The sequence below is a fragment of the Chitinophaga agrisoli genome (assembly GCF_008386695.1).
GTDB lineage: Bacteria > Bacteroidota > Bacteroidia > Chitinophagales > Chitinophagaceae > Chitinophaga > Chitinophaga agrisoli.
On the sequence record NZ_VUOC01000002.1, the window covers coordinates 976,274 to 1,001,209 of the forward strand.

General features: G+C 51.3%; 18 protein-coding genes. 4 read left to right on the plus strand and 14 right to left on the minus strand.

Annotation, left to right across the window (positions count from 1 at the left end):
- Positions 1 to 2: 2 nt before the first annotated feature.
- The 7 genes from nuoG to F0L74_RS11330 all read right to left on the minus strand — a co-directional run bounded on the left by nuoG (position 3) and on the right by F0L74_RS11330 (position 8,502).
- Positions 3 to 2,711 carry an NADH-quinone oxidoreductase subunit NuoG gene (gene nuoG, locus F0L74_RS11300; RefSeq protein WP_149837968.1) on the minus strand — a complete coding sequence of 903 codons (2,709 nt, stop codon included), beginning with the start codon at positions 2,709 to 2,711 and terminating at the stop codon, positions 3 to 5.
- A complete protein-coding gene (gene nuoF, locus F0L74_RS11305) occupies positions 2,692 to 3,972 on the minus strand; it encodes an NADH-quinone oxidoreductase subunit NuoF (protein WP_149837969.1) in 1,281 nt (426 codons plus the stop codon). The genes nuoG and nuoF overlap by 20 nt, the downstream gene beginning before the upstream one ends.
- A gap of 15 nt (positions 3,973 to 3,987) precedes the next feature.
- Positions 3,988 to 4,452: an NADH-quinone oxidoreductase subunit NuoE gene (gene nuoE / locus F0L74_RS11310; RefSeq protein WP_149837970.1), complete on the minus strand. Its 465-nt coding sequence runs from the start codon at positions 4,450 to 4,452 to the stop codon at positions 3,988 to 3,990.
- Between the two features lie 27 nt (positions 4,453 to 4,479).
- Positions 4,480 to 6,279 carry an NADH-quinone oxidoreductase subunit C/D gene (gene nuoC / locus F0L74_RS11315; protein WP_306462923.1) on the minus strand — a complete coding sequence of 600 codons (1,800 nt, stop codon included), beginning with the start codon at positions 6,277 to 6,279 and terminating at the stop codon, positions 4,480 to 4,482.
- Between the two features lie 15 nt (positions 6,280 to 6,294).
- A complete protein-coding gene (locus F0L74_RS11320; protein ID WP_149837972.1) occupies positions 6,295 to 6,933 on the minus strand; it encodes an NADH-quinone oxidoreductase subunit B in 639 nt (212 codons plus the stop codon).
- Positions 6,934 to 7,385: 452 nt separating this feature from the next.
- Positions 7,386 to 7,859 (minus strand): NADH-quinone oxidoreductase subunit A, encoded by a 474-nt coding sequence (locus F0L74_RS11325; RefSeq protein ID WP_149837973.1) that lies wholly within the window; start codon positions 7,857 to 7,859, stop codon positions 7,386 to 7,388.
- Positions 7,860 to 8,058: 199 nt separating this feature from the next.
- Entirely contained in the window at positions 8,059 to 8,502 is a 444-nt protein-coding gene (locus tag F0L74_RS11330) for a CBS domain-containing protein (RefSeq protein WP_149837974.1), read from the minus strand.
- Positions 8,503 to 8,785: 283 nt separating this feature from the next.
- On the opposite strand from F0L74_RS11330, the gene F0L74_RS11335 reads away from it, so the two are divergent.
- Both F0L74_RS11335 and F0L74_RS11340 read left to right on the plus strand, forming a co-directional pair.
- Positions 8,786 to 9,658: an NmrA family NAD(P)-binding protein gene (locus F0L74_RS11335; RefSeq protein ID WP_149837975.1), complete on the plus strand. Its 873-nt coding sequence runs from the start codon at positions 8,786 to 8,788 to the stop codon at positions 9,656 to 9,658.
- Between the two features lie 141 nt (positions 9,659 to 9,799).
- Entirely contained in the window at positions 9,800 to 12,184 is a 2,385-nt protein-coding gene (locus F0L74_RS11340; RefSeq protein WP_188315964.1) for an ABC transporter permease, read from the plus strand.
- A gap of 70 nt (positions 12,185 to 12,254) precedes the next feature.
- On the opposite strand, the gene F0L74_RS11345 is transcribed toward F0L74_RS11340, so the two are convergent.
- The 7 genes from F0L74_RS11345 to F0L74_RS11375 form a co-directional block, all read right to left on the minus strand.
- Complete coding sequence (locus F0L74_RS11345; protein WP_149837977.1) at positions 12,255 to 14,069, minus strand: glycoside hydrolase family 35 protein; 1,815 nt, start codon at positions 14,067 to 14,069, stop codon at positions 12,255 to 12,257.
- Between the two features lie 139 nt (positions 14,070 to 14,208).
- Positions 14,209 to 15,906, minus strand: a complete 1,698-nt coding sequence (locus F0L74_RS11350) for a GMC oxidoreductase (protein ID WP_149837978.1) — start codon at positions 15,904 to 15,906, stop codon at positions 14,209 to 14,211.
- A gap of 122 nt (positions 15,907 to 16,028) precedes the next feature.
- Positions 16,029 to 17,726: a GMC oxidoreductase gene (locus F0L74_RS11355; protein WP_149837979.1), complete on the minus strand. Its 1,698-nt coding sequence runs from the start codon at positions 17,724 to 17,726 to the stop codon at positions 16,029 to 16,031.
- 45 nt (positions 17,727 to 17,771) lie between these two features.
- Positions 17,772 to 18,347: a gluconate 2-dehydrogenase subunit 3 family protein gene (locus F0L74_RS11360; protein ID WP_149837980.1), complete on the minus strand. Its 576-nt coding sequence runs from the start codon at positions 18,345 to 18,347 to the stop codon at positions 17,772 to 17,774.
- Positions 18,348 to 18,517: 170 nt separating this feature from the next.
- The gene (locus F0L74_RS11365; protein ID WP_149837981.1) at positions 18,518 to 19,267 is read right to left on the minus strand and encodes a L,D-transpeptidase family protein; all 750 of its coding nucleotides are present in this window, start codon (positions 19,265 to 19,267) and stop codon (positions 18,518 to 18,520) included.
- Between the two features lie 405 nt (positions 19,268 to 19,672).
- A complete protein-coding gene (hppD, locus tag F0L74_RS11370; RefSeq protein WP_149837982.1) occupies positions 19,673 to 20,800 on the minus strand; it encodes a 4-hydroxyphenylpyruvate dioxygenase in 1,128 nt (375 codons plus the stop codon).
- Positions 20,801 to 21,195: 395 nt separating this feature from the next.
- The gene (locus F0L74_RS11375; RefSeq protein ID WP_149837983.1) at positions 21,196 to 22,194 is read right to left on the minus strand and encodes an aldo/keto reductase; all 999 of its coding nucleotides are present in this window, start codon (positions 22,192 to 22,194) and stop codon (positions 21,196 to 21,198) included.
- Between the two features lie 150 nt (positions 22,195 to 22,344).
- On the opposite strand from F0L74_RS11375, the gene F0L74_RS11380 reads away from it, so the two are divergent.
- Positions 22,345 to 22,893, plus strand: coding sequence for an HD domain-containing protein (locus F0L74_RS11380; RefSeq protein WP_149837984.1), 549 nt, complete (start codon positions 22,345 to 22,347; stop codon positions 22,891 to 22,893).
- 303 nt (positions 22,894 to 23,196) lie between these two features.
- The gene (locus tag F0L74_RS11385; RefSeq protein ID WP_149837985.1) at positions 23,197 to 24,936 is read left to right on the plus strand and encodes a DUF8225 domain-containing protein; all 1,740 of its coding nucleotides are present in this window, start codon (positions 23,197 to 23,199) and stop codon (positions 24,934 to 24,936) included.

Below are 24,936 nucleotides of genomic sequence, written 5' to 3' on the forward strand. Positions count from 1 at the left end.
TGTTATAGTTTTCCCAGCTCTGGTACTTCTGCTATTCCTATTCCTTGCAAGCCTACCGGCACGCCGGCCATACCGCGGTGCAGGGCAGGGTTTATCTTTACGGTGAAAGTGTAGGGGTGCCCGTTTACTGCCAGCTGCAACTGGTGATGTTCGGCTACCTCGTAACGTTTGGCATCGTCCGGATTGAGCATGATATAAGGCGCCCCGGGCGAACGCTCTGCTATACCGGGCGTATGTACGCTCAACTCTTCTGAGCCATAGATATGATAAACGGGTACCATCAGCAGGTGGCCGGCCATCGGTACAAAATGCTCCGGCGCATCCGTGAACCAGGGTATGTGGCCATTGCCGTTGCTGTTGCCATTTGGCTCCAGCAGCCGTTTGCCAGGGTCGCCGTCATGCAGCGAGCCGCCTATCTCTACCTGGAATTTGTTGATAGATTGTACGGAGTTCCATCCCGGCCACCAGAAAAAGGGGATCATGGAGGATGGCGGTTCGCCCCGGTAACCTTCCATGGTGAAGGACAATGCGGTATCATCATCCACCGGCGGTTTTGGCTCGCTTACATTAACATTGGCCTGCATAGCGGTGCGGCCGCTGTAACGGTGTGGCTCGCGGGGTATTTTCTGGCCGGCAATGCGGAAATCTGCCGGAGGCGTTAAATGATCTATGCCTGCAAAAACGGGCTGGCGTTTGGCAATGGCCTCGGTTACATCGTCCAGGAACTGCATATGCCGCAGCCTTTCGTTGCCGGTAATGGCGCCCAGTTGTAACAGCCAGCGCCAGCTTTCCTGTATAGCGCCGGTAGCGCCATATACCTGGAAGAAACGTTGCGCCCTGCCTTCATTATTCACCAATGTACCGTCAGATTCTGCGAAACTGCCGGCAGGCAGCAGCACAGTGGCTTTTTCTGCCGTGGCGTTATACAGATGGTCCAGTAATACCAGGTCTTTACAATGTTTCAGGAAATGATCCGCGGTGTGTTTATCCATACGGCGGTATAGGTCATTTTCCAGTACGATCACCGTATCCACTTCGCCATTCAGCACCGCATCTACGGCGGAGTCTAACCTAAGCCCGCCCAGCATTTCCAGGCCCAGCGTATTACACTCCGGCATGGTGAAGCTGAGCATAGCGGGTTTGCCCTGGGCGTGTAATGCCCAGCTAACATCCGCAGCGGCGCGCAGGGATGCTTCGTTGCCCATGCCGTAACCGGCAATAATCAGCGGACGGGCAGCGGCAGACAGGGCGTCTGCTATCTGCTGTACCAATTGCCGCTCCTCTTCCGTAAGATCTGTTATCACCGTTACCGGTGCGCCCAGCACCTGGGCAACGGCAAAACCTATCCGCGCAATATTATCAGGGGCGGCATGATAGGCGCGGGTTGCTATTTCATCCAGCCCGGTAGGTTGTATGTTCAGGATAAAACAGGGGCCATTCCTGTCCTGCATGGCTTCGCGTACGGCGGCATCCTGCCAGGCCAGTACGTGGGCGGCATTCATAGCGTCCTGCGTGGGTTGGCGGCGAACGGCCTGCCTTACGGCCAGGCCTAACATGGGCGCTGTGTTCAGGAGGTCTTCTCCCAGTATCAGCACGGCGTCTGCCGCAGCGGCTTCCTGCATGGAAGGCGTGCGCACAGGGCCTTGCTTTAATATCTTCAGGGCCAGCGTGGCCAGGTCGTGTTCTGTGTGCGTCATGCCCAGGTAGAACTGGTCCTGCCCTACCAATTGTTGCAGCACAAAATTGGACTCGAGCGATGCGCGTGGCGAGCCAATGCCGATCACGCGGCCGCCCGTTAGTTTATCCTTAAGGTGCCGCAGGGCGTCATCCGCCGTTATGGTGGCGAGTGTGCTGTTCCGGATGGCGATCTCCCGGATCCTGCGCGGGCTGTTTACAAACTCATAGCCATAACGCCCGCGGTCGCAAAGGAAATAACCATTTACCGCGCCGTTATAGCGTGTGCTGATCTGCCGGAGAGAACCATACCGTTCGCCGGCAATGATATTACAACCTAATGAGCAGCCCTGGCAAATGGAGGGCGCATAGGTCATATCCCATTTACGGGTATAATGCTGTTTGAGGGTCTTATCTGTGAATACGCCGGTAGGACAGATCTCTGCCAGGTTGCCACTGAATTCGCTTTCCAGTGTTCCCTCCTTGTGCCGGCCAAAGTATACATGGTTATGCGCGGCAAAAACATCCATATCCTTACCGCCGGCAAAGTCTTTATAGAAACGCACGCAACGGTAACACTGTATGCAGCGGTTCATTTCATGGTTGAGGAAAGGGCCCAGGTATTGGTTCTTATAAGTACGTTTGGTGAAGTGATAGTTGCGGTAGCTATGGCCGGTCATCACCGTCATATCCTGCAGGTGGCAGGAGCCGCCCTCATCGCATACGGCGCAGTCATGCGGGTGGTTGGTCATGAGCCAGCCTATCACCTGCTCGCGGAAAGCGCTGGCTTCCTGGTCGGTAACGGAGATGCGCAGCTGGTCTTTTACCGGCTCCATGCAGGACATAATAAGCCTGCCTTTTGTGTCCTTTTCATCTTTAAAGGATTTTACCGCGCATTGCCGGCAGGCCCCTACAGAGCCCAACGCCGGATGCCAGCAGAAGTAGGGCAGGTCAATCCCCAGCGACAGGCAGGCCTCTAACAGGTTCCTGCCTTCTTTTACATCGTATGACTTGCCATCAATGTGAATGATTGCCATAAGGACATTTTTTTTCGTGAACATGCCGTTCAAAATCTTCCCGGAAATATTTAAGCGCGCTCTGTAAAGGCTCCATAGCACCCGGCGCCAGTGCGCAGAAAGTGTTGCCGGGGCCTAACCAGCGGGTGTGCAGGTCCAGCTGCTCCAGGTCGGCAGTGGTACCATGGCCCTGTTCCAGGGCATATAAGATCTTTTCTGTCCAGGGCAGGCCCTCGCGGCAGGGCGTGCAGAAGCCGCAGGATTCCTGGGCAAAGAAGTGTTCCAGGTTATGTACAAAACCCACGGGGCAGGTATGATCATCCAGCACGACCATGGTGCCCGTGCCCAGGCGGCTGCCGGCAGCGGCGATGGCGGTGAAGTCCATCGGCACATCCAGGTGCTCCGTGGTCAGGAAATCTGTAGAAGCGCCTCCCGGCAAAGCGCCGCGGAAGCCGTAACCATTCTGCATACCGCCGGCATACTCTTCCAGCAGCTCGCGCACGGTAACGCCCATGGGCAATTCCCATGCGCCGGGTTTATTTACCCGGCCGCTTACACCATAGATCTTGGTACCTCCATCGCCGGTGCGGCTGAGCGACTGGAACCAGGCGACGCCTTTATTCATGATATGCGGAATGAAAGACAGGGTCTCTACATTGTTTACGATCGTTGGGCGGCCAAACAAACCGCTGATCTGCGGAAAGGGCGGTTTAGCGCGGGGCGTGGCCCGCTTGCCTTCCAGGGAGTTGAGCAGCGCGGTTTCCTCTCCGCACATGTAACGCCCTACACCGGTGTGCAGGTGCATTTCCAGGTGATAGTCCTTGCCTAATATGTTGGATCCTAAGTAACCGGCTGCATAAGCTTCGCTGAGTGCCTTGCGCATAATGGCCGCTGCTTCTTTATAGGCCCAACGCATGAATACAAAGGAGATATCTGCCTGGATGGCATAGGCGCTGATGATCATGCCCTCTATCAACTGGTGGGGGTTACCTTCCAGCAGCCAGCGGTCTTTAAAAGTACCGGGCTCCATTTCGTCTGCATTACAGATCAGGTATTTAGGGCCTTTACCATCCATGGGCACAAAACTCCATTTCATACCGGTGCTGAAACCCGCGCCTCCCCTGCCCCGCAGGTTGCTTTCTTTTACCAGCGCGGTGACCTCCTGCGGCGTCATTTCCTGCATTACCTTGCGCAGCGCCTGGTAACCGCCAATGGCTTCATAAGCCCGGAGATCCAGGGTTTCCCCGTCTTTGATATGTCCTGTTAGTGGCGCCTCTGTCATAAGTTTACAGTTATACTATTCATATTTCATGAGTATACTTTCGATCTCGTCTACTTTCAGATCGCGATACAGATCATTATCCACCATCAATGCCGGCGCACGGTCACAGCAACCCAGGCAGGCATTGGGCAGGAGCGTAAAACGGCCATCCTGCGTGGTTTGCCCGTACTTGACCTGCAGCAGTTCCATGAGCTTACTCCGCAGCCCTTCATATCCCATTACCCAGCAGCTGATGCTGTCACATAAGAGTATCACATGCCTGCCTACCGGGCGGCGGAAAATGAGGTTGTAAAAGGTGGCCACGCTGTCTACTTCGTCTGCGCTCATATCCAGCAGGGTGGCTATGTCTTCCACATTCTCATCAGACACCCAGCGGCGCTGCTCCTGCACGATCTTTAATGCCTCTATCACTGCCGCTTTTTTAACCGGCACCTGTTGCAGTTCGTGTTCGATACGTGATATTTCAGTGGCTGTTAGCATATTTTATCGTTTACTGCTTTTGTTCATTTACCGGTCTATATCTGCCAGCACATAATCCATCCCGCCCAATATGGACAGCAGGTCCGCTACGGTGTAGCCCCGGCTGATATATGGGATCATCTGCATGTGCGGGAATGAAGGCGTGCGCACCCTTACGCGGTAGGGTGATGTATTGCCGTCGCTGATGAGGTAATACCCGTTCCAGCCTTTCGTTGCCTCTATACAGCTCATGGCCTCGCCGGCCGGTATTACCGGTCCCCAGCTTACGTTCAGGAAGTGATGGATAAGGGTCTCAATATCATGCATGGTATACTGCTTCACCGGTGGTGTTGCCAGGGGGTGATGGGATTTAAAATCCCCGGCGGGCATATGTTCCAGGCATTGTTCTATGATGCGCAGGCTTTGCCGCATTTCCTCTATGCGTACCAGGGCGCGGTCGTAACAATCGCCATTGGCGGCAGTGGGCACTTCAAAAGCAAAGTTCTCATACCCGCTATACGGGCGCATTTTGCGCATATCCCATTCCAGGCCGCAGGCACGCAGGCCAGGGCCGGTGACGCCCCAGTCAATAGCCTCTTCGAGGGTATAGATGCCAATGCCTACGGTGCGCGCTTTAAAGATGGCATTCTGCATCACCATCTTATCATACTCGCGTAGTTTAGGGGGAAAGTATTTTATGAATTCGCGTACCAGTTTATCCCAGCCATTGGGGAGGTCCTGTGCTACGCCGCCAATACGGAACCAGTTGGGGTGCATACGGCCGCCGCAAACGGCCTCTATGATCTCAAATATCCGTTCGCGGTCTGTAAACATGTAAAATACGGGGGAGAGCTGGCCCACATCCTGGGCAAAGGTGCCGTACCACACCAGGTGGCTGGCAATGCGGAAGAACTCGCAGAGCATAACGCGTATCACCTGGGCCCGGAGGGGTACTTCTATACCTGCCAGTTTTTCTACGGCCAGCAGGTAGGCCAGGTTGTTCATCACCCCACCCAGGTAGTCAATACGGTCTGTGTAGGGGATATAAGTGTGCCATGACTGGCGTTCGCCCATCTTTTCTGCACCGCGGTGATGGAAGCCGATGTCCGGCACGGCGTCTACAATATCTTCCCCATCCAGCTGCAGGATGATGCGCAGTACGCCATGAGTGCCGGGGTGCTGGGGGCCGATGTTGAGGAACATAAAGTCCGAATCATCACTTTGCCGTTTCAGCCCCCATTCTTCCGGGCGGAACTGCAGGGCCTCCTGTTCCCTGTCCACCTTTTCGTCAAACAGCCGGAAGGGCCCCATTTCTGTAGCGCGGGCGGGATGCTCTTTGCGCAGGGGGTGTCCTTGCCAGGTAGTTGGCATTAAGATGCGTTTTAACAGCGGGTGGCCGTCAAAGCGGATGCCGAACATATCATACACTTCCCGCTCGTACCAGTTAGCGGCGGGCCATATATGGGTAATGCTGGGCAAGTTGGGATATTCTCCCCGCAGGCCTACTTTCAGCCGCAGGAAATCGTTCCGCTCAAACGAAAAGAGGTTATACACTACCGCAAAGTCAAAGTGGATATGACCGTTCTGGGCTCTTTTATACGCACGCTCATCAATGGCCGTGAGGTCATAGAGCATGCGGTAGGGCATATTTACGTCGGATTTCAGGTATTGCAGCACTGCTACAATCTTATCCGCCGGTACCCAGCAGGTGGGCATCGCGTCGCGTGTAACCTGAACCTTGCAGGTTTGTTCCCCAAAACGGGCTTGCAGTGCAGCTATGATACTTTCATTCATATCTTCGGTAGTTGGCAGTTGGCTTCCGCAGCGGCAGCCGGATATAACTGCCAGCCTACAGTAGCCAGCTTATATTTCGTCCGGTGTTTTGAACTGGGTCATTTGTTGCCGTTGCTCATGTAACACCTCCCTCATGGAGATCTTTTCCGGTTTGATCACCCCCTGATCGCCGATCATCCAGCTAAGGGGGCGGATCTCTTTGCCTACGGCATCCCTGAGCATTACGAGCCCCTGCATAAAGGCGTCTGGCCTGGGCGGACAGCCCGGCACATATACATCTACGGGCAGGAATTTATCTACGCCCTGTACTACGCTGTAGATATCGTACATACCGCCGGAGTTGGCGCAGGAGCCCATGGATATGACCCAGCGCGGCTCCATCATCTGCTCATAGAGGCGTTTGATGATGGGGGCCATCTTAATAAAAACGGTACCGGCAATGATCATCACATCGGCCTCGCGGGGCGTGCCGCGGATCACTTCCGCGCCAAAGCGCGCTACATCATATTTTGGCGTCATGGAGGTAGCCATCTCCACAAAACAGCACGACAATCCAAAGTGGAAAGGCCACATGGAGTTACTGCGCCCCCAGGCCACCAGCCTTTCTACAGAGCTTAGTATCATGCTACGCTGCATCACCTCTTCCAGTGAGGTATTGCCATTGACCACGTTTGTCTGATCGTTTGCTTTGTTTAACCACCAATCCATATAGTGACGAATGTTTTATGAAGAATAGCGGGAACGCGCATACAGGCGGCCGTCATTTATTGAAAGGCAGCATGTACAGGCACGTGGCGCCCACATGTATACGTGTGTTGATGCGTTGGATGTAATTACTAATACGATGCAGGAATAACAAATAGACAGGTCCTGATGATCCTTATATTCGTCATCCGAATTGCTCAATTTGTAATTTGATCCCGTTGTCCTGGCTGTTGCAGAAGTTACCAGTCATGTTGTGCTACAAAAATCCAGTCTGGCTGATTTGGAGAATGGAATGCCAGTCTTTGTTGTTAGATCCGTGGAATGAATTAATACCGTTGCTTCCTTATTGATCCTTTTTATATCGCGTATTAATTGTCCGTGTGTTGAGGTTTATCTATGTACCGTTTTATGAGGCGTATAATCTTCTTCAGTGCTATGTTAAGGGTTGATGACCGTTAGTTAGCCGGTTGTGCCGGATTAAAGGGAATGTCCAGGCTGCGGTGTGGTCTTTCCTTGCGGAGCTTTTTATACGCCCTTAAGATCTTTTTACCGTCCGGCCCAAAGTCCAGCGCGCCGTTACGCCATTCGTAGATGAGTACCACCAGCAGGATAAAGATAAAGATGCCGACGCCTATGAAGCCCGCCCAGCCCAGTTCCCCGAATGCGATGACCCATGATATAATGAATACGGTCTCAATATCAAAGATCACAAACAACATCGCTATTAAATAAAATTGGGAAGGGAAACGTAAACGTGCGGAGCCGGTGGAGAGGATGCCGGACTCATATGCTTCGCCGGTAGCGCGGTCTTTATGCCGCCCGCCTAGCATATAAGACAGTCCAAGTATGGTTCCTACCAGTACCAGGACGATGGCCCCAAAAACAATAAAGGGCCATAAGGGTGCCGTTTCAATAACTGAGTCTTCCAAGATATATCGCCCTCCAAGCGATCTTTAAAGTCAGTCCAATAATCTGTCAAAAAACATTAATGCTACGCACGTGGTCAAAACCTGTCGCCTGGGTCATATACCTCAATAAACGCTGTTGGCAGGCGGATATATCCTACGGTCTGGGATATACTGATATGAATGTACAGAAAAAAATTCAAAACAACAACCAACAATTTTATCAGGTATGCGTGCCGTTGATATAACATTCCAGGTTATTGATAATATAACGCTGTTCGTCTATGATAAATTTTACGACGTCCCCGATAGAGATCAGTCCCACCAGCCGTGACTGCTCATCGGTTACGGGCAGGTGGCGGATACGTTTATCCGTCATCTTTACCATACAATCTTCGATAGAATCATTTTCGCAAACGGTAATGGGGCGTTCTGTCATGATCTCGCGGATCATCGTTTCTTTAGATGCCCTGCCTTTAAGTATGACCCTGCGGGCATAGTCGCGTTCGGAGAAAACGCCCAGGAATTTATCCTGTTCATCAACCACCATGAGCGCGCCCACATTGCGGTCTACCAATAGTTTCAATGCTTCAAAAACCGTGTTGTCCGGATGGATAGTGTATACTGCATGCCCCTTGGCCTGCAGTATATTGCGTACTGTTCCCATAACGAGGCCTTTAAGAATGAAATAATAAATGAAAAACCAGTTATTGTAAGTTAAGTGATTTGTATTGAAAAAGCAAGGGGTATGCCCGGATTGCTTTGCGCCATGGCCGGTTTACAGGCCCGGGGATGGCATTTTCTCCCCTGATTTACAATCTTTTAAATATGTGATATGCCCCGCCCGCCGGTTTCATCCGCTACAATCCAATGCTGGCGGAGCTTTGCTCAACTGTGTTTTAAACTGGATTGATCTTTGTTGCGGTATCTATCTAAAGCCTACTGTAGATATGCACATCATTATTGGAGCATCCGGACAGGTAGGGGCCGCCGTAGCCGCCCACCTGCTGGAGATGGAAGAACCCGTTAAAGGCATTGTGCGCGATATGAAAAAAGCGCCGCCATTGCAGGCAAAAGGGGCCGTAGTGGAAAAAGCAGACCTGCAGGACCTCCGCGCCCTTACCCGCGCTTTACAGGATGGTACCACCCTTTTTATTATTACGCCGGAAGACATGCATAGTGAAGACATGATGGGTGATACGCAAAAACTGCTGGACAATTATCATAAGGCATTGGAGGCCTCTTCCATTAAAAAGGTCGTGGGCATTTCCTCTATTGGCGCACAGCATGAAAAGGGCACGGGTAACCTGCAACAGTCCTATATGCTGGAGCATGCGTTTACGGACCTGCCCATTGAAAAGATCTTTATCCGCCCGGCTTATTACCTCAGTAACTGGTTACCTTACCTGCCGGTTATGCAGGAAACGGGCAAACTGCCCACATTTTTCCCCGCAGACATGCCGCTATCCATGATCTCCCCCATGGATGTTGCCGCGTTTGCGGCCGATGTGCTGGTTGGCGAACATGGCATTACCAAGGTATATGAATTGCTGGGGCCTGCTGAATATACGGCTAACGATGTAGCAGAGGCCTTTTCCCAGGCGCTGGGCAAACCCATAAAAGCGCACACTATACACCGTAACCAGTGGAAAAAGGAGCTCCAGCAACTGCATTTTACGGCAGACGCTATCAAACAATTCACCTGCATGACGGAAGCAGTGATCAATGGCAGAACAGCGTTGGCAGGCAGCGGTACGGCTGTGGTAAAGGGGAAAACAAGCCTGCAGCAGTATATTGAGGAGGCTGTTAAAGTTACGGTGTAAGGTATTGTCCGGAAGTGAACGAGGGCTGTGCAAAAGCGGACAATCCTCCTTTTGTACAGGCAATGTATATCATTGATTTTCATCACCCCATGAATGTGGCACCCGGTTGGCAGGAGTGTATGCTTCCCAACACATCCACTTATGCTGAGCCACTACTATAAGACAGGTTTAAGGAATCTGCTCCGGAACAGGACACATTTCTTTGTTAACATCACGGGCCTCGCTATTGGGTTCAGCGCTTTCCTGCTGATCTTTATGGTGCTGGCATATGAGCAAAGTTTTGACAATTTTCACCCAAAGAAGGACAGGATCTACCGGGCAGTGAGGATCAGCAATAACCCTGGAGACGGGGAATACCGCACGGGCGTGCCTTTCCCGGTTACCAGCGCGCTGCGGGAAGAAATGCCGCAGATAGCGGCAGCGGCAGCCATTACAGCAGAATATGACGTACAAGTGATCGTACCCGGCCCGGATGGCAGCGCAATAAAAAAATATAAAGAAGCCAAAGGCGTATTCCTGGCGGAGCCGCAATTCTTTCATCTATTTAATTTCCCCCTTGCTGAAGGCGATGTAAATACTGCCCTCAAAGAACCTAATACCCTGTTGCTCACCAAAGCCCTGGCAACAAAATATTTTGGCGGCTGGCAAACAGCGGTGGGGAAAACGCTGAATGTACATGGGTTAGCTATGCGCATTACCGGCATCCTGGAGAACCCGCCTGTTAATACGGATTTCCCGTTAGGCATGGTATTCTCCTACGCCAGCCTGAATGCCGACATGAATGACTGGGGCAGTATTACCGATGTTAATTATTGTTTTATACAGTTACGGCCGGGGTATACACCCGCGCAGATAGACGCGTTGATGCCTGCGTTTATGTCCCGGCATATCAAGGCAGATCAGCGGGGATATGACCTGCACCTGCAGTCGCTCGAAGATATGCATGCGGATAAGCGCTTCGGCAATTTTAGTGGCCGGACTTTCAGCAAAGACCTGGTGACCGCGCTAAGGCTTATTGGTTTTTTCCTGCTGGTGGTAGCCTGCGTTAACTTCATCAACCTCTCTACTGCCAATGCCATTAACCGCGCCCGGGAAATAGGCGTGCGGAAGGCGCTGGGCAGCAACCGCGGGCAGCTGTTGCTGCAGTTCTTTGGCGAAACGGGCATTACCTGCCTGCTGGCCATGACAGGCGCTATTATCATATCGCTGGCCTGTATTCCTTTTCTGAATAGTTTGCTGGATATAAAACTGTCACTTAACATCCTGAAAGACCCCGCGGCTATCCTGTTTATGCTGGCGGCATTGGCAGGCGTAACATTACTGTCCGGCTTTTACCCGGCCCTCATATTATCCGGTTTTAACCCGGTAAGCGCGCTTAAGGGTAAGATCACGACCAGCGCAGGCAAAGGCGTTTCGCTGCGGCGGGCGCTGGTAGTATTACAGTTTGTGATCGCGCAGGTGCTGATCATTGGCACATTGGTAGTGATCTCGCAAATGAACTATTTCCGGAATAAGGACCTGGGTTTTAGCAAAGCAGCCATTGTAACGGCCTCCATTCCACACGACAGTCTGAACCGCACCAAGTTTATCCTGCTGCAGAATGAGCTGCTGGCGGCGCCGGGTGTGGAAGGTCTCAGCTTTAGCAGCTTTGTGCCTATGGGGGATGGCGGCTGGGCCACGGACATCAGACTTACTGAAAACACAAACATGGTGGTAAACATGAAACCGGCTGATACGGCATACGCTAAGCTGTATAATATGCAGTTGCTGGCGGGGCGTATGTATTTTTCTTCCGATACCATGCGGGAATATGTAGTAAATGAGACCCTGCTCCGGAAAACGGGTCTGGGGAGCCCGGAAGCCGCTGTTGGCAAGATCGTTACCGTGGCGGGCAGAAGGGGGCCTATTGTGGGCGTGGTAAAAGACTTCCATAATCACTCCCTGCGCGACCCTATTGACCCCATCGTGATGACCGCCGCCAACCAGATGTACGGTTTGACCAATATTAAGATAGCGCCGGGCAAAGCCAAACAGGCTTTAGCCGCTATGGCCGCCATCTGGAACAAACTGTACCCTGACTATGTGTTTGAATACAATTTCCTGGATCAGTCCATCGCTAACTATTACAAGCAGGAAGACCAGCTTTCCCAGCTGTTTAAAGTATTTGCAGGCCTGGCCATTTTTATCTCCTGCCTGGGCCTGTATGGCATGGTTTCCTTTATGGCGGGCCGGCGTAAAAAGGAGATCGGCATCCGCAAGGTGCTGGGCGCGCCGGTAAGCAGTATTGTAGTGCTGCTGTCCCGGGAATTCACCATCCTGATCGCGGTGGCGTTCTGCATTGCTGCGCCGCTGGCCTGGTATTTTATGGGGGAATGGTTGCAGCAGTATACGTTCAGCATTCGCCTGGGCGCCGGGTTCTTTGTGGTTACACTGCTATCGTCTGTAATAATAGCCTGGGTTACTGTGGGACATTCTGCTATTAAGGCAGCCATTGCGAACCCGGTGAAGAGTTTGCGAACGGAATAATATCCATCCTGATCATATAACAAAAGCCCGGCGTATTACACCGGGCTTTTGTTATATATGGGTATTTTGACTATTCCAGGGTCTTTGCACCCGTAATGGAAGCGGGGGCGGTTTGGTGCAGGTCAAATACCACTATCTCGTTAGTACCTTTTTTAAGCCAGCTGGCGGGACAATACAGGCGTGTTTGCGGGCCTATATCCCAGTAGCGGCCCAGGTTATGCCCGTTTACCCATATTACGCCCTTTTTAAGGGCAGCAACATCAAAATAGGTATCTCCGGTGCGGGAGAGCTTAAACGTGCCTTTAAGAAACTGTCCGGGCCTTTCTGTAGCGCCGCTGGTGGCACGCAGCTGCTGCACGTACTCGTCCTTCATGGGCAGGCCAAAAACATCCCAGTTCATAAGCGTCATGCCGTTCAGGGTTACCCTGTCTGTGATACCCTTACGGTCTATCAGCTGTTGTGCAAAGTTGATGCGGCCCATTCCTTCTACCAGGATCTCCAGCACGGGATCCTTTATAGCTGTTTTGGGCAGCTCTATGCTGTTCTCGCCCAGGCGGCGGTCTATCTTACCAATGTATTGTCCGTTCAGGAAAACGGTGGCGTAATCATGCAGCTCTGTTACCTGCAGATGGCCGCTTTTATGCCCTATGAGGGTAGTGCGGTACACCATAAAACCATAGTCCTGCGCATAGGCCTCAAACGGCTGCGGCTGTATGGAATGCACGGCCTGCGGCAGCTGCTCCCATACGCTGGTAAAAGGCGTTAGCGGCACGGCAGGGATGGTGATGGTGGGGATGGGCGCTGGTATACGCGGTAATGGTTTTGTTTGATAGGAGCCGATGAGCTTACGCAATGCCATATATTTTTCTGTGGCGTTGCCCTGCTCATTTATTGGCGCATCGTAGTCATAGCTTGTCAGGTCCGGCTCATAACCTTTACCGCCGGAGTTAGCGCCGGCGGTGAAGCCAAAATTGGTGCCGCCATGGATCACATACAGGTTAAAGGAGCGTTTGTTATCCATCAGGTATTTTACATCCTTAAGGATCCCTTCTTTATTGGGCCGTGCCCATTGCTCGCCCCAGTGGGTGAGCCAGCCGGGATAAGTTTCACTGCTGAATGCGGGTACATCCGGGTTCTGGCGGTTAGCAGCGGCAAAATCACCATCAGACCCGCCGGAGTCCAGCCCTATAGCGGCGCCGGGCACGGCGCCGGCTTCCAGCATAAAGGCGGTGGGGCCATCTGCGGTATAAAAAGGCACATCTATGCCATTGTGCTCCCATAATTCCTTAAGGCGGTACAGGTATTGTTTATCGTTGCCATAGCTGCCGTATTCATTCTCTACCTGCACCATCACGATAGGGCCGCCATTGGTTACCAGCAAAGGTTTTACCTGGGCGGCCAGCGCGGCTACGTACCGCTCTACAGCGGCCATATAACGGGGATCCATACAGCGTACCTTGATATCCGGGGTACGCAGCAGGTAAGGCGGTAACCCGCCAAACTCCCATTCCGCGCATACATAGGGGCCCGGGCGCAATAGTACCCACATGCCCTCGTCCTGCGCCAGTTTGATGAATTCTGCTATGTTGCGGTTATCGCTGGCAAAGTCAAAAGTGCCCTGCACCTGCTCATGATAGTTCCAGAACACATAGGCGGCAATGGTATTACAGCCCATAGCTTTGGCCATTTGTATGCGGTGCCGCCAGTATTCTTTGGGGATACGCGCCGGGTGCATTTCCCCGCTGATGATCTGGAAAGGTTTGTCATCCAGCAGGAAATCTGTTTTGGAAAGTGCGAAACTGTGTTTGCTTTGCGCGTTTACATGGGTTAGCTGGCCGGTAAGGCAGGCCAGTAACAGCAGGTGTGCCAGTATAGATTGCTTCATTGTCCTATGAAAAATGTCTGGGGATAAAAATAGTATTCTGTTCAAAGGATAAAAGTAAAAAGGGTTAAACGGTTAAAATTGTATCAGCAAAAGCGAAGGTAAGCGGATGTGCACCTATGCACATCCGCAGATTTATATATCAGATATTTCCTTTTTTTAGTTCCTGCACTGCATAATCACATGCGCGGGCCGTAAGGGCCATGTAGGTAATGGAAGGGTTCTGACAGGCAGAGGAAGCCATACACGCGCCGTCTGTAATGAATACGTTCTTTACGGCGTGCAGCTGGTTCCATTTGTTCAATACAGATGTTTTAGGATCTTTTCCCATGCGGGCGGTGCCCATTTCGTGGATACAGTGGCCGGGAGGCGGCATATCATCATAGCTGGTGATATTTTTCAATCCGGCTGCGTCCAGTATTTCCCTGGCGCTTTCCTGCATATCCTTACGCATGGCCAGCTCATTCTCCTTGAACTCGCAATCGATATCCAGCGTGGGTAATCCGTATTTATCCTTTTTGTTTTTATTGAGGGTGGCTTTATTCTCGTAATAAGGCAGGTGCTCGCCCCAGGAGCCAATGCCCATGGTCCATTTGCCGGGTTCCTGCAGGGATTCTTTCAGCTCCGCTCCTATGCCTTCTGTGCCGTTGCCACGACCACGGCCTGCGCCGCCCTGGTAGCCAAAACCGCGTACAAAGTCTTTACGCATGGTAGCTGCATTGGTATTACGGAAGCGCGGGATATAGATGCCGTTTGGCCGGCGCCCGCTGCTGTAGTACTGGTCTTCAAAACCATCAAACTCCCCGTCTGCGCCCACACCAAAATGGTGGTCCATCAGGTTATGGCCTACCTGCTCACTGTCATTGCCCAGGCCATTCGGGAAACGGTTGGAGGTGGAGTTCAGCAGTACAAACGTAGTGCCCAGTGTAGAGGCATTCAGGAAGACGATATTGGCATAATACTCCACGGTTTGCAGCGTATGCGCATCCAGTACGCGGACGCCGGTGGCTTTGCCTTTTTTCTCATCATAGATCACTTCTGTTACGATACTATCCGGCCGTAAGGTAAGGTTACCGGTGGCGGCTGCGGCAGGCAGCGTAACGCCGTTGCTGCTGAAGTACCCGGTGAAGGGGCAGCCGCGGTGGCATAAGTTACGGTATTGACAGGCACGCCCATTCTGCATGGCTTTGGTGGCGTGCGCCACGCGGCCGATGGTCATGATACGGTCCGTATATTTTTCTTTGATACGTGCGGCCACATGTTTTTCCAGGCAGTTCATTTCCATAGGCGGCAGGAACTGGCCATCCGGCAATTGCGGCAGCCCTTCTGCCTGGCCGCTTACGCCGGCAAACGCCTCTACATAGGTGTACCAGGATTCAATATCCTTGTAACGGATAGGCCAGTCAACCCCATGCCCATCCCTGGCGTTAGCGCCAAAATCCAGATCGCTCCAGCGGTAAACCTGCCGGCCCCACATCAGCGAACGGCCGCCTACGTGGTAACCGCGCAGCCAGTTAAAAGGTTTGATCTCGTTATAGGGGTTCTCCTTATCGTTTACCCAAAACTGTTTGGACGATTCATCGAAGGCATAACACCGGCTCTGGATGGGATAGTTCTCCTTCATTTCGTTGGTGAACTGCAGACGGTGTTTGAACTCCCAGGGCGCCATCATGGCGGTGGTGTAATCTTTTACGTGCTGTACGTCGTTCCCCCTTTCCAGCACCAGTGTTTTTAAACCCTTCTCGCATAGTTCCTTGGCTGCCCAGCCCCCGCTGATGCCTGAGCCCACCACTATGGCGTCATACGTGTTTTCTTGTCCTGCTTTAACGTTGAGATTCATTGTTGATGTGCTAATATGCTAATGTGTCAATGTGCTAATGCTAATATGCTGATATGCTAACGAACGGCGGCAATCGTCCGCATCAATCCATTAGCACATCAGCATATTGGCACATTAGCACATTAAATATTGCCTTTCTTCATTTCTTTCACCGCGTAATCCACTGCCCTCGCAGTTAAGGCCATATAGGTAAGGGACGGGTTCACGCAGGCCGCAGAGACCATGGCGGCGCCGTCTGTTACAAATACGTTCTTTACTGAATGCACCTGGTTCCAGCTGTTCAGGATAGAGGTCTTGGGATCCCTGCCCATACGTGCTGTACCCATTTCATGGATGGCCATGCCCGGGAAGGAACCGTTGTCGAAGGTCTTGATGTCTTTAGCGCCTGCTGCTTCCAGCATTTCTGCCGCGTCGTTCATCATGTCCTTCCGCATCTTCATTTCATTTTCCCTGAACTCCGCGTCGAATTTCAGCACTGGCTGGCCCCAGATATCCTTGGTAGAAGTATCCAGTGTAACCTGGTTCTGCTCATAGGGCAGGCATTCGCCAAAGCCGCCCAGGCCCATGGTCCAGGGACCCGGTTCTGTGAGCATTTCCTTAAAGTCCTTACCTACGCCCATCTCAGCGATGCCGCGCTGCCAACCGCTACGGCTGGCGCCGCCCTGGTAGCCAAAACCACGCAGGTAATCGCGTTTGTCATCACCTACGTTGCGGTAGCGCGGTACATAGATGCCATTGGCGCGGCGGCCAAAGTAATAGTTATCTTCAAACCCTTCCACGGTGCCGGAAGCACCGGTACGGAAGTGGTGATCCATCAGGTATTTACCCAATACACCGCTATCGTTGCCCAGGCCATTGGGGAAACGTTTGGATATTGAGTTCATCAACACAAAAGTAGAGCCCAGCGTAGAACCATTTACGAAGATGATCTTGGCGTAGTACTCCGTCATTTGTTTGGTATGCGAATCAATTACGCGCACGCCGGTGGCCTTGCCTTTCTGCTCATCATAGATGATGGAGTTCACGATGGAATCCGGCCGCAGGGTAAGGTTGCCTGTTGCCACAGCAGCAGGCAGCGTAGAGGATTGTGTGCTGAAGTAAGCGCCAAACGGACAGCCGCGGCTGCACAGGTTACGGAACTGGCAGGCGGTACGGCCGGGCAGCGGCTTAGTGATGTTAGCCACACGGCCCATGGTGATGATACGGCCTTTGAATTTGGCCTCCACCCTTTTCTTTACTTCTTTTTCTACGCAGTTCATTTCCATGGCGGGCATAAACTGGCCGTCCGGCAGCTGGGGCAGTCCTTCTGCCTGGCCGCTGATACCGGCAAAGCGCTCCACATAATCGTACCAGGGGGCCACATCCTTGTAACGGATAGGCCAATCCACGGCGATGCCATCTTTCAGGTTGGCTTCAAAATCGAGGTCGCTCCAGCGGTAAGACTGGCGGCCCCACATAATGGATTTACCACCTACGATATCCGGGCGGTACCAGTCAAAACGTTTTACCTCGTTATACGGGCTGTCTACGTCTTTGATCCAGTACTTCTCATTGTGTTCGCTATATGGATAATCACGTTTCAGTTTAGGATGGGTTTCGCGCTGCTCATTGGTGATCTTGCCGCGGTGCGGAAATTCCCAGGGATCTTTGGTGGCGGTCTCGTAGTCCTTTACGTGCTCTAATTTCTTACCGCGGTCCAGCATCAATACTTTCAATCCTTTTTCGGTCAGCTCCTTGGCGGCCCATCCGCCGCTTACGCCGGAACCAATGACAATGGCATCATAGGTGTTCTGGTCCTGTGCTTTTATATTCAGATTCATGGAATTCGATTTTGTGAGTGGAAAAACAAGCTAATGGCTGTTGGGTTACATTGCCCAGGCCTTATCGCCTTTCTTGTAGGGTACGCAGCCTTCAAACTTACCGGGTACAGCTACATAACGCAGGGCTTCAGTAGCGCCGGGCTTGGAAGTGAAGTAGCCAAGCAGGGTAAGTTCCTTTATAAACTGGAAATAGTGCGTAGGGTCTTCCTTTTGCTTGTTTTCCCGTTTGTTGTATGCCACCCGCTCTTTGTCAATCTCCGTGAGCACAGCGGTCTTTTCCTCTGCGGTCAGGTCCACAAATGACTTTTTATACTGTTTATTACTGGCCTCGTCTACCTTTTTAAGACCATCCAGCAAAATCTGCTGATCCTTCGGCTCATAGCAATCCTGCATCATGGTCAGTATAAACTCGTCTACCTTGGCGGCTTTTGCCCCCGGGGTATTGGTTTGCGGGATAATGGTCTCCGCAATCTCAGCAAGGATAGATTTGGTCTCCGGCGCCTCCAGGGCATAATTCCTGGGCCCGGAACCGGTACAGCCTTCCAGGGCTGCTAACGTGGAAGCAGAAATGGCGGTGCCCAGTAACAGCGCCACATTCTTAATAGCATCTCTTCTATTCATAATAGTAAATTGATTTGACCTTTGGACTCAAGTTTCGAAAAAAAAAGCAGAAAACAAACACCGTCTGTAAAATAATTAATTTCCAAACAACAAAGGGGTTGTTCTCCCATGACAGAGAACACCCCCTTTATTGACGATCCACCGGGCGGATAAGCCCGTAACCTATTCGTTTACATCACGTATTTGCCTTTGCTGTCGATGAGGACAACGGGCAAGCGGTGATATTTCTCAAAATAATCATATGCGGTTTTCAGCTCTACCCAAAACTGCTGGGAACTGTTATCCGTTAAGGATACGCCGCCCAGGTAGTCCATAGACCGGGTATTGCCGAACTTTACAGGATAAACATGCACGGGAATAAAGTCCTGACCGGCATTTTTGGCGTTCACCGCCATAATGTACACCTCTTCTATGAACTGGTCCGTTAAGGGAATACAGCCAATAGTGAGGCAGCTGCCGTGGATATAGATATCGCCTCCCGGGTTCTTGGCGTCGCTCAATACCTTGTCTGAATAATTGGGATAGTTAATGCCCAGGGAGAGGTGATAATTGCTGTTAGGATTAAAATCGTTTATGTAGTAGAAGCCTTCCGGCACCTGGCGGTCTCCCTCCTTACGTTTGGGCCCCATTTTGCCGGACAGGGTACACACCCGGTAAGATTTGAACAGGCGGAAAGTATCGCTCACATTATTCTTTACCCAGATCTCCAGCTCGCTATCCAGCTTAAAGGAGCGGATAAACATATATTTGGCGGGATAAGTAAGCCCTTTCTTTTCAAATTCCTTGCGCAGCGCCTCTTCCTTTTCCTTATAAGCCACCCCTACCTTGGGGAACAGCTTCTGGTTTTCGAGAAAGGATTGCTGGGCCCGTGCCGCAGATACGCCCAACATCAATAATACCACTACAAAAATCCGCTTCATCGTTTTTAACAAAATTTTAAATATATCAGCCGAAGACCCTTGACCCGGTAAAAGCCGCATAGGCGAGGCCGAACATCAATAATGCAAAAATAGCATATATAACAATACCGACCTTACGATTCGCTACGCGTAAAATGTAATGCTGATGGCCCTGAGCGATCAGGTATGCCGTGATGGCCTGAAAAATACCCCCCAGCAGGAACAAGATACCGAATAATGTTTGTACCCTCATAAAACTAACGTGCCATTGGCTTTGATTATTGCCAAAAATAGGGGTTAATGTGCTAATATGCTAATGTGCTGATGTGTTAATGGAAGGATGTGCAAATGTGCCATTGGAAGCCCGGGCGGCAACTGCGCGGGGGCATCATCAGCACATAAGCACATTAGCACATCCGCACATTATTAAAGGTTACCTCTCCGCTCCTGCTCTCTTTCTATCGATTCGAACAGCGCTTTAAAATTGCCTTTACCAAAGGATTTGGCGCCTTTGCGCTGTATGATCTCAAAGAATACCGTAGGGCGGTCCTGGATAGGTTTGGTGAAGATCTGCAGCAAGTAGCCTTCCTCATCTCTATCTACCAATATGCCCAGCTCCCGCAGTGGCGCCAGGTCTTCGTCTATCTTACCTACACGGTCCAGCAGCTCCTCGTAATAAGAGCCCGGCACTGTCAGGAATTCCACGCCCCTGCGCTGCAACTCGCCTACGGTATGGATGATATCATTGGTGGCTATGGCCACATGCTGTACGCCGGGACCGCCATAAAAATCGAGGTATTCTTCGATCTGTGATTTCTTTTTGCCTTCTGCCGGTTCATTGATAGGGAATTTCACGCGGCCGTTGCCGTTGCTCATCACCTTACTCATTAACGCGGAATATTCTGTGGAGATGTCCTTATCGTCAAAGGAAATGAGGTTATGGAAGCCCATGGCGTTGCCGTAGAAGTTCACCCAGGTGTTCATTTCGTTCCAGCCTACATTGCCCACACAATGATCTACGTATTGCAGGCCGGTATCTGTAGGATTATACACCGTCTTCCACTCCTTGTAGCCGGGCAGGAATAAGCCTTTGTAGTTTTTACGCTCTACAAAGATGTGCACGGTATCGCCATAGGTGTGGATACCGCTCCTTACTACTTCCCCGGACTCATCCTTTTCCACTACCGGCTCCAGGTAGGGCTTTGCCCCTCTTTTTACGGTTTCTTCGAAAGCGGAGCGGGCGTCATCTACCCACAGGGCCAGTACTTTTACGCCATCCCCGTGTTTTTCTATGTGCTGGGAGATCTCGCTGCCGGGTTTTAAGGGAGTGGTGAGCACAAAACGTAGTTTGTTCTGTACCAGTACATAAGAGGCGCGGTCCTTTACGCCGGTTTCCGGCCCGGCGTAGGCTACGGATTGGAAGCCAAAGGCTGTTTTGTAGAAATGGGCAGCCTGTTTGGCGTTGCCTACGTAAAATTCCACATAATCAGTACCATTTAAGGGTAAGAAGTCCTGCGTGTTGGTATTCACGGCAGGGGCAGTTGCTATATCCATGTGTTGATGAATTTAGATTGTTTTGGTGTATGATGGGTAATATGTTATTTATGACACGACGATGCTGGCCGGTGTGCGCGCGCTTTGGGAGTGAAAAAGTAAATAAATGCGGAAAACTACCCAAAGGCAGCAGCAGCTGGTATTAAGCCATTAACGAATCCATGGCCAGGGTAGCCATTAAGAAGTAGTATTTGGTATGGCGCTGATCCGCGCGGGAATGATATGTATGCAGATGTTGCATGAAATAGTTGCTAATGCAATAATACGAAAGTATTTGGGATTTGGGGGATTATTTCATTTTAATCAAAGACGTGATCAGGAGATGCAGGTTAACGATGAGGAATTATCAAAGGACACCAATTATCACTTTGATAATTCCTCACTCAACAACTCCCTTACACCAATTCCACCTTCGCCAGCTTATCATTGATATACTTAATCTCTTCCGGGCTCAATTTCACCTCTATCGCCTTCGCATTCTGTATCGCCTGGTTAGCATCCCTTGCGCCTACCAGCGCTACCGTAATACCCGGCCTTTCAATAGTCCAGCGGATGACCAGCTGCGCCAGTGTAGCGCCCTTGCTTTCTGCCATGGGACGTAATTCATCCAGGAAGGCATTGATGCGCGTGATATTCTCAGGACGGTAGAACTTTGAATCCGCGCGGGTATCGCCGGCGTTAAATGCATGACCTGGTTTTACCTTACCGGTGAGGATACCGCGTTGCAGCGGGCTATAGGCCAGGATGCCTTTTTTGTTGGCGATGCAATAAGGCACCAGCTCGCTCTCGATCGTTTTTTCCACCATGCTGAAGGGTACCTGGTTAGAAGCCAGTTTGATGGTCTTTTCCGCTTCCTTCATTTGCTCCACGCTATAGTTGGATACGCCCGCGGCCAGGATCTTGCCTTGCTCCTGCAGTCGCAGTATTGCTTCAAAGGTTTCTGAGATGGGCGTTACCACATCCGGCCAGTGGATCTGCAGCAGGTCAATATGATCTGTGCCCAGTCTTTTCAGGCTATCCTCACATTCTTTGATCACGCTTTCCTTGCCGGCATATTTGTATATGTCGATGTCTTTGCCATTGTTATCCTTGCTTTTAAAGGCCAGGGTGCCGGCGGGAGAAGTAAGGTCCCAGCGCATGCCGAATTTGGTCAGGATCTGCACCTTATCACGCGGTACGCCTTTTAGTGCTTCGCCCACGATCTCTTCGCTTAAGCCTTGTCCGTAAATGGGAGCTGTGTCGATAGAGGTTACGCCATGATCGATAGAAGCCCTGATAGCCTCCACTGCATCCTTGCGCTCCGCCCCGCCCCACATCCAGCCGCCAATGGCCCATGCGCCAAAGGTGATAACAGACACCTGTAAATTACTCTCTCCTAATTGCCTGAATTCCATATATTATGTTGATTTTTTATTAACGAAAATGGGTTTTAATGGCCATGATAAAGGGGCATCAAAGATAATTGTAAATAAACAGTATAAAATCTGCCTAAAAGGTATTTTTTTTGATAGTTATAAGCTATCTATTTGAATAGCCTGGTTACTATGGAAACTATACTGGAACAGATAAGGGATTTTGCCGATCAGGCCCATGGCGCACAGACCCGTAAATATACGCCGGATCGTTATATTGTACATCCTGTACGCGTAATGCAGATGTGCCGGGAATATACCAGCGATGTTACCATGCTGGCGGCCGCTCTGCTGCATGATGTTTTGGAAGATACGCCGGTGACTGCGCAGGCCCTCTATCAATTCCTGCTGACGATGATGGATGAGACCCAGGCCGGCCGCACGCTGCAACTGGTATTAGACCTAACGGATATCTACACCAAAAAAAACTATCCGCGCTGGAGCCGTCCTCAGCGTAAAAAGCAGGAAGCAAAGCGTTTGGCTACTGCCCTTCCGGATGCGCAGACCATTAAATATGCGGATATCATGGATAACTGTGCGGAGATTGTGATACAGGATCGTGATTTTGCCGGCACATTCTTGCGGGAATGTAAGCTGATACTGGATCAGATGGAAGAAGGCAATCCTGTGCTCCGTGGAAAAGCGATCGTCCTGGTAAATGCCGCTTTAGCACAATTGTAACTACCGCCTGACAATAACTGTAACAAACTATAGCTATTGCGAATATTTTAAACCTACGTATTGTTTTGTTATAAAAATCCCTATATTCGCTGTAACGACGCGTTTTAGCACAGATTGTTATATACTCCGGCAATAATTTATTAAACTCAAAATAACCGGCATAAACCGCAACAAACACCTTTTAAATCTTTATTAAACCTTATTACTATCCTGATAAAATGTATCTGGTATGGCATGCCCGCGCATCTGCTTCTATACCAATTATATTTTATCCTCTTTTTCACATCTAAACTACATATCGCTATGAGCACCACCTTCCAAGCACCGCAGCCAGCGGCGGCTACGGGATTTCAATTCCTTACGCCCGCGGCCCAGCAGGATTTTCCTCATGACGCCAATAAACAGGATGCCCTAAACAAACAATGGAATACTAATCTCAATGGTTTTGCCAACCAGGCGATTGTTGGTAATCCATGGAACGCCACCAACTCACAAGCCTTTGAAAACTACGTAAACCCAATTGACACGCCCCTGCCTTCCGGTACCCAGACGGCTGCTATACAATGGAATGCTTTTCCCGGCCGTATCGCCTACTACTTCCCTACCCTTTCCCAGCAGGACGTATACTCCCTGGCCGATACCGGCTATCAGACCAATGGCCAAAGCTTTCCCGCCATCACTACTGACCCCTGCTCCGGCCTTTCAGTCCCCCCACAACCTTATGGTCCGTATGGCCCCCGCGGATGGCAGGATGAATACTGCGAGTGGGCCGTTACCCGTAATACCCAGGGGAAAATAACACGTATTGACTTTACCTGCGAAAATCCAGAGTACTGGAACAGCCTGTGGATGATAGATCCGCAAAAAGTGCTGGAGCTATACCGTTCCACGCTTAACAAACCCCAGATCAAGATAGAAGACCTGTATCTGTACGATTCCAATAACCAGGTAGTCATAGACCCCTCCACCGGCAGGGCGGCCTATAACGCGCTGAACAAATGGAACAGCGGGCCTTTGTCTACTGCAGAGCAGGGTGGGGCTATGCACCTTACCAGCACGCCTAATACCCTGCAAACAGAAACCTGCCTGGCCGCAGCAGCTACGGCACAGCGTACCACCGGTAATACCAATTTCAATAAGCTGATCTGCTGCGCACAATATGGGCAACCACACCGCAACAGTGATCCCAATATAGGCGGTTCAGTAAACCAACTCACAGGCAGCGGCTTTGCTGCTACGCTCACCAATCCTCCCGGCCTGTATATACAGACGCCAGATTTCTCCAGTTACACCACACCGGATGGCGCCAATGCCCAGGATTTCTGGACCATTGTACGCGGTAATGAAACCCTGACTGTAAATGGCCAGGTACTGCCCGGTAACTTTATACTGCACGCTGTATTCGAAGTGCCTGCGGACAAGGGTTATACCGTATCTGACATCAAGATCAACAATCAAAATATCAAATGGGGCGGCCAGGTGTCAGAGACCATCGATATGCATATCATTGCGGATGCCTTTGCAAGTAAAGCACCTGCTGCCCAGCCCTGTGTGCAGAATATTTCTGCTCCTTCTGCGCAGGCACAGCCCTTGCAGATGTTCCACCAGGACATTTTTAACGCCATGTCCCGGCAAACTGTGAATAACCCGGTGAAGGTACCCATGACGCTCCTTAGCAACAGTACGCTGATAGCGCCTTTGGTGGAAGTAGGACAATCCAGCGTGCCCATGGTGATCACTGCTGCTACGGTTGTAGCCAACCCGAGTGATCCCAGCACCTGGCCACAGATAGTGGTAGCCGTGGGCAACAGCTGCCTGAACATCACCATCACCAGCGTGGAAACCGTCAATTATGCAGTTCCCGGTAACACATACCCCTCAGAGGTTACCGCGCTGTACGTGAATGTGGACACAAGCGGCATCACACAAACAGGCTTGCAGTCTGTGGCTATTTTCAACCTGGGTCCCGGCGGCTGCGAGATCCCCATGCCTGCTGTCATCAACCTGGTACCAGCCGGTAGTATTCATCAACCAAAATCATAA

Bases quoted from the DNA above. Each gene is read 5' to 3' on its own strand.
- F0L74_RS11340 (WP_188315964.1), top strand. From the start codon at position 9,800: ATGCTGAGCCACTACTATAAGACAGGTTTAAGGAATCTGCTCCGGAAC.
- F0L74_RS11345 (WP_149837977.1), bottom strand. From the start codon at position 14,069: ATGAAGCAATCTATACTGGCACACCTGCTGTTACTGGCCTGCCTTACC.
- F0L74_RS11355 (WP_149837979.1), bottom strand. From the start codon at position 17,726: ATGAATCTGAATATAAAAGCACAGGACCAGAACACCTATGATGCCATT.
- F0L74_RS11365 (WP_149837981.1), bottom strand. From the start codon at position 19,267: ATGAAGCGGATTTTTGTAGTGGTATTATTGATGTTGGGCGTATCTGCG.
- F0L74_RS11385 (WP_149837985.1), top strand. From the start codon at position 23,197: ATGAGCACCACCTTCCAAGCACCGCAGCCAGCGGCGGCTACGGGATTT.
- F0L74_RS11375 (WP_149837983.1), bottom strand. From the start codon at position 22,194: ATGGAATTCAGGCAATTAGGAGAGAGTAATTTACAGGTGTCTGTTATC.
- F0L74_RS11360 (WP_149837980.1), bottom strand. From the start codon at position 18,347: ATGAATAGAAGAGATGCTATTAAGAATGTGGCGCTGTTACTGGGCACC.
- F0L74_RS11335 (WP_149837975.1), top strand. From the start codon at position 8,786: ATGCACATCATTATTGGAGCATCCGGACAGGTAGGGGCCGCCGTAGCC.
- nuoF (WP_149837969.1), bottom strand. From the start codon at position 3,972: ATGACAGAGGCGCCACTAACAGGACATATCAAAGACGGGGAAACCCTG.
- F0L74_RS11350 (WP_149837978.1), bottom strand. From the start codon at position 15,906: ATGAATCTCAACGTTAAAGCAGGACAAGAAAACACGTATGACGCCATA.
- F0L74_RS11320 (WP_149837972.1), bottom strand. From the start codon at position 6,933: ATGGATTGGTGGTTAAACAAAGCAAACGATCAGACAAACGTGGTCAAT.
- nuoG (WP_149837968.1), bottom strand. From the start codon at position 2,711: ATGGCAATCATTCACATTGATGGCAAGTCATACGATGTAAAAGAAGGC.
- F0L74_RS11330 (WP_149837974.1), bottom strand. From the start codon at position 8,502: ATGGGAACAGTACGCAATATACTGCAGGCCAAGGGGCATGCAGTATAC.
- nuoE (WP_149837970.1), bottom strand. From the start codon at position 4,452: ATGCTAACAGCCACTGAAATATCACGTATCGAACACGAACTGCAACAG.
- hppD (WP_149837982.1), bottom strand. From the start codon at position 20,800: ATGGATATAGCAACTGCCCCTGCCGTGAATACCAACACGCAGGACTTC.
- F0L74_RS11380 (WP_149837984.1), top strand. From the start codon at position 22,345: ATGGAAACTATACTGGAACAGATAAGGGATTTTGCCGATCAGGCCCAT.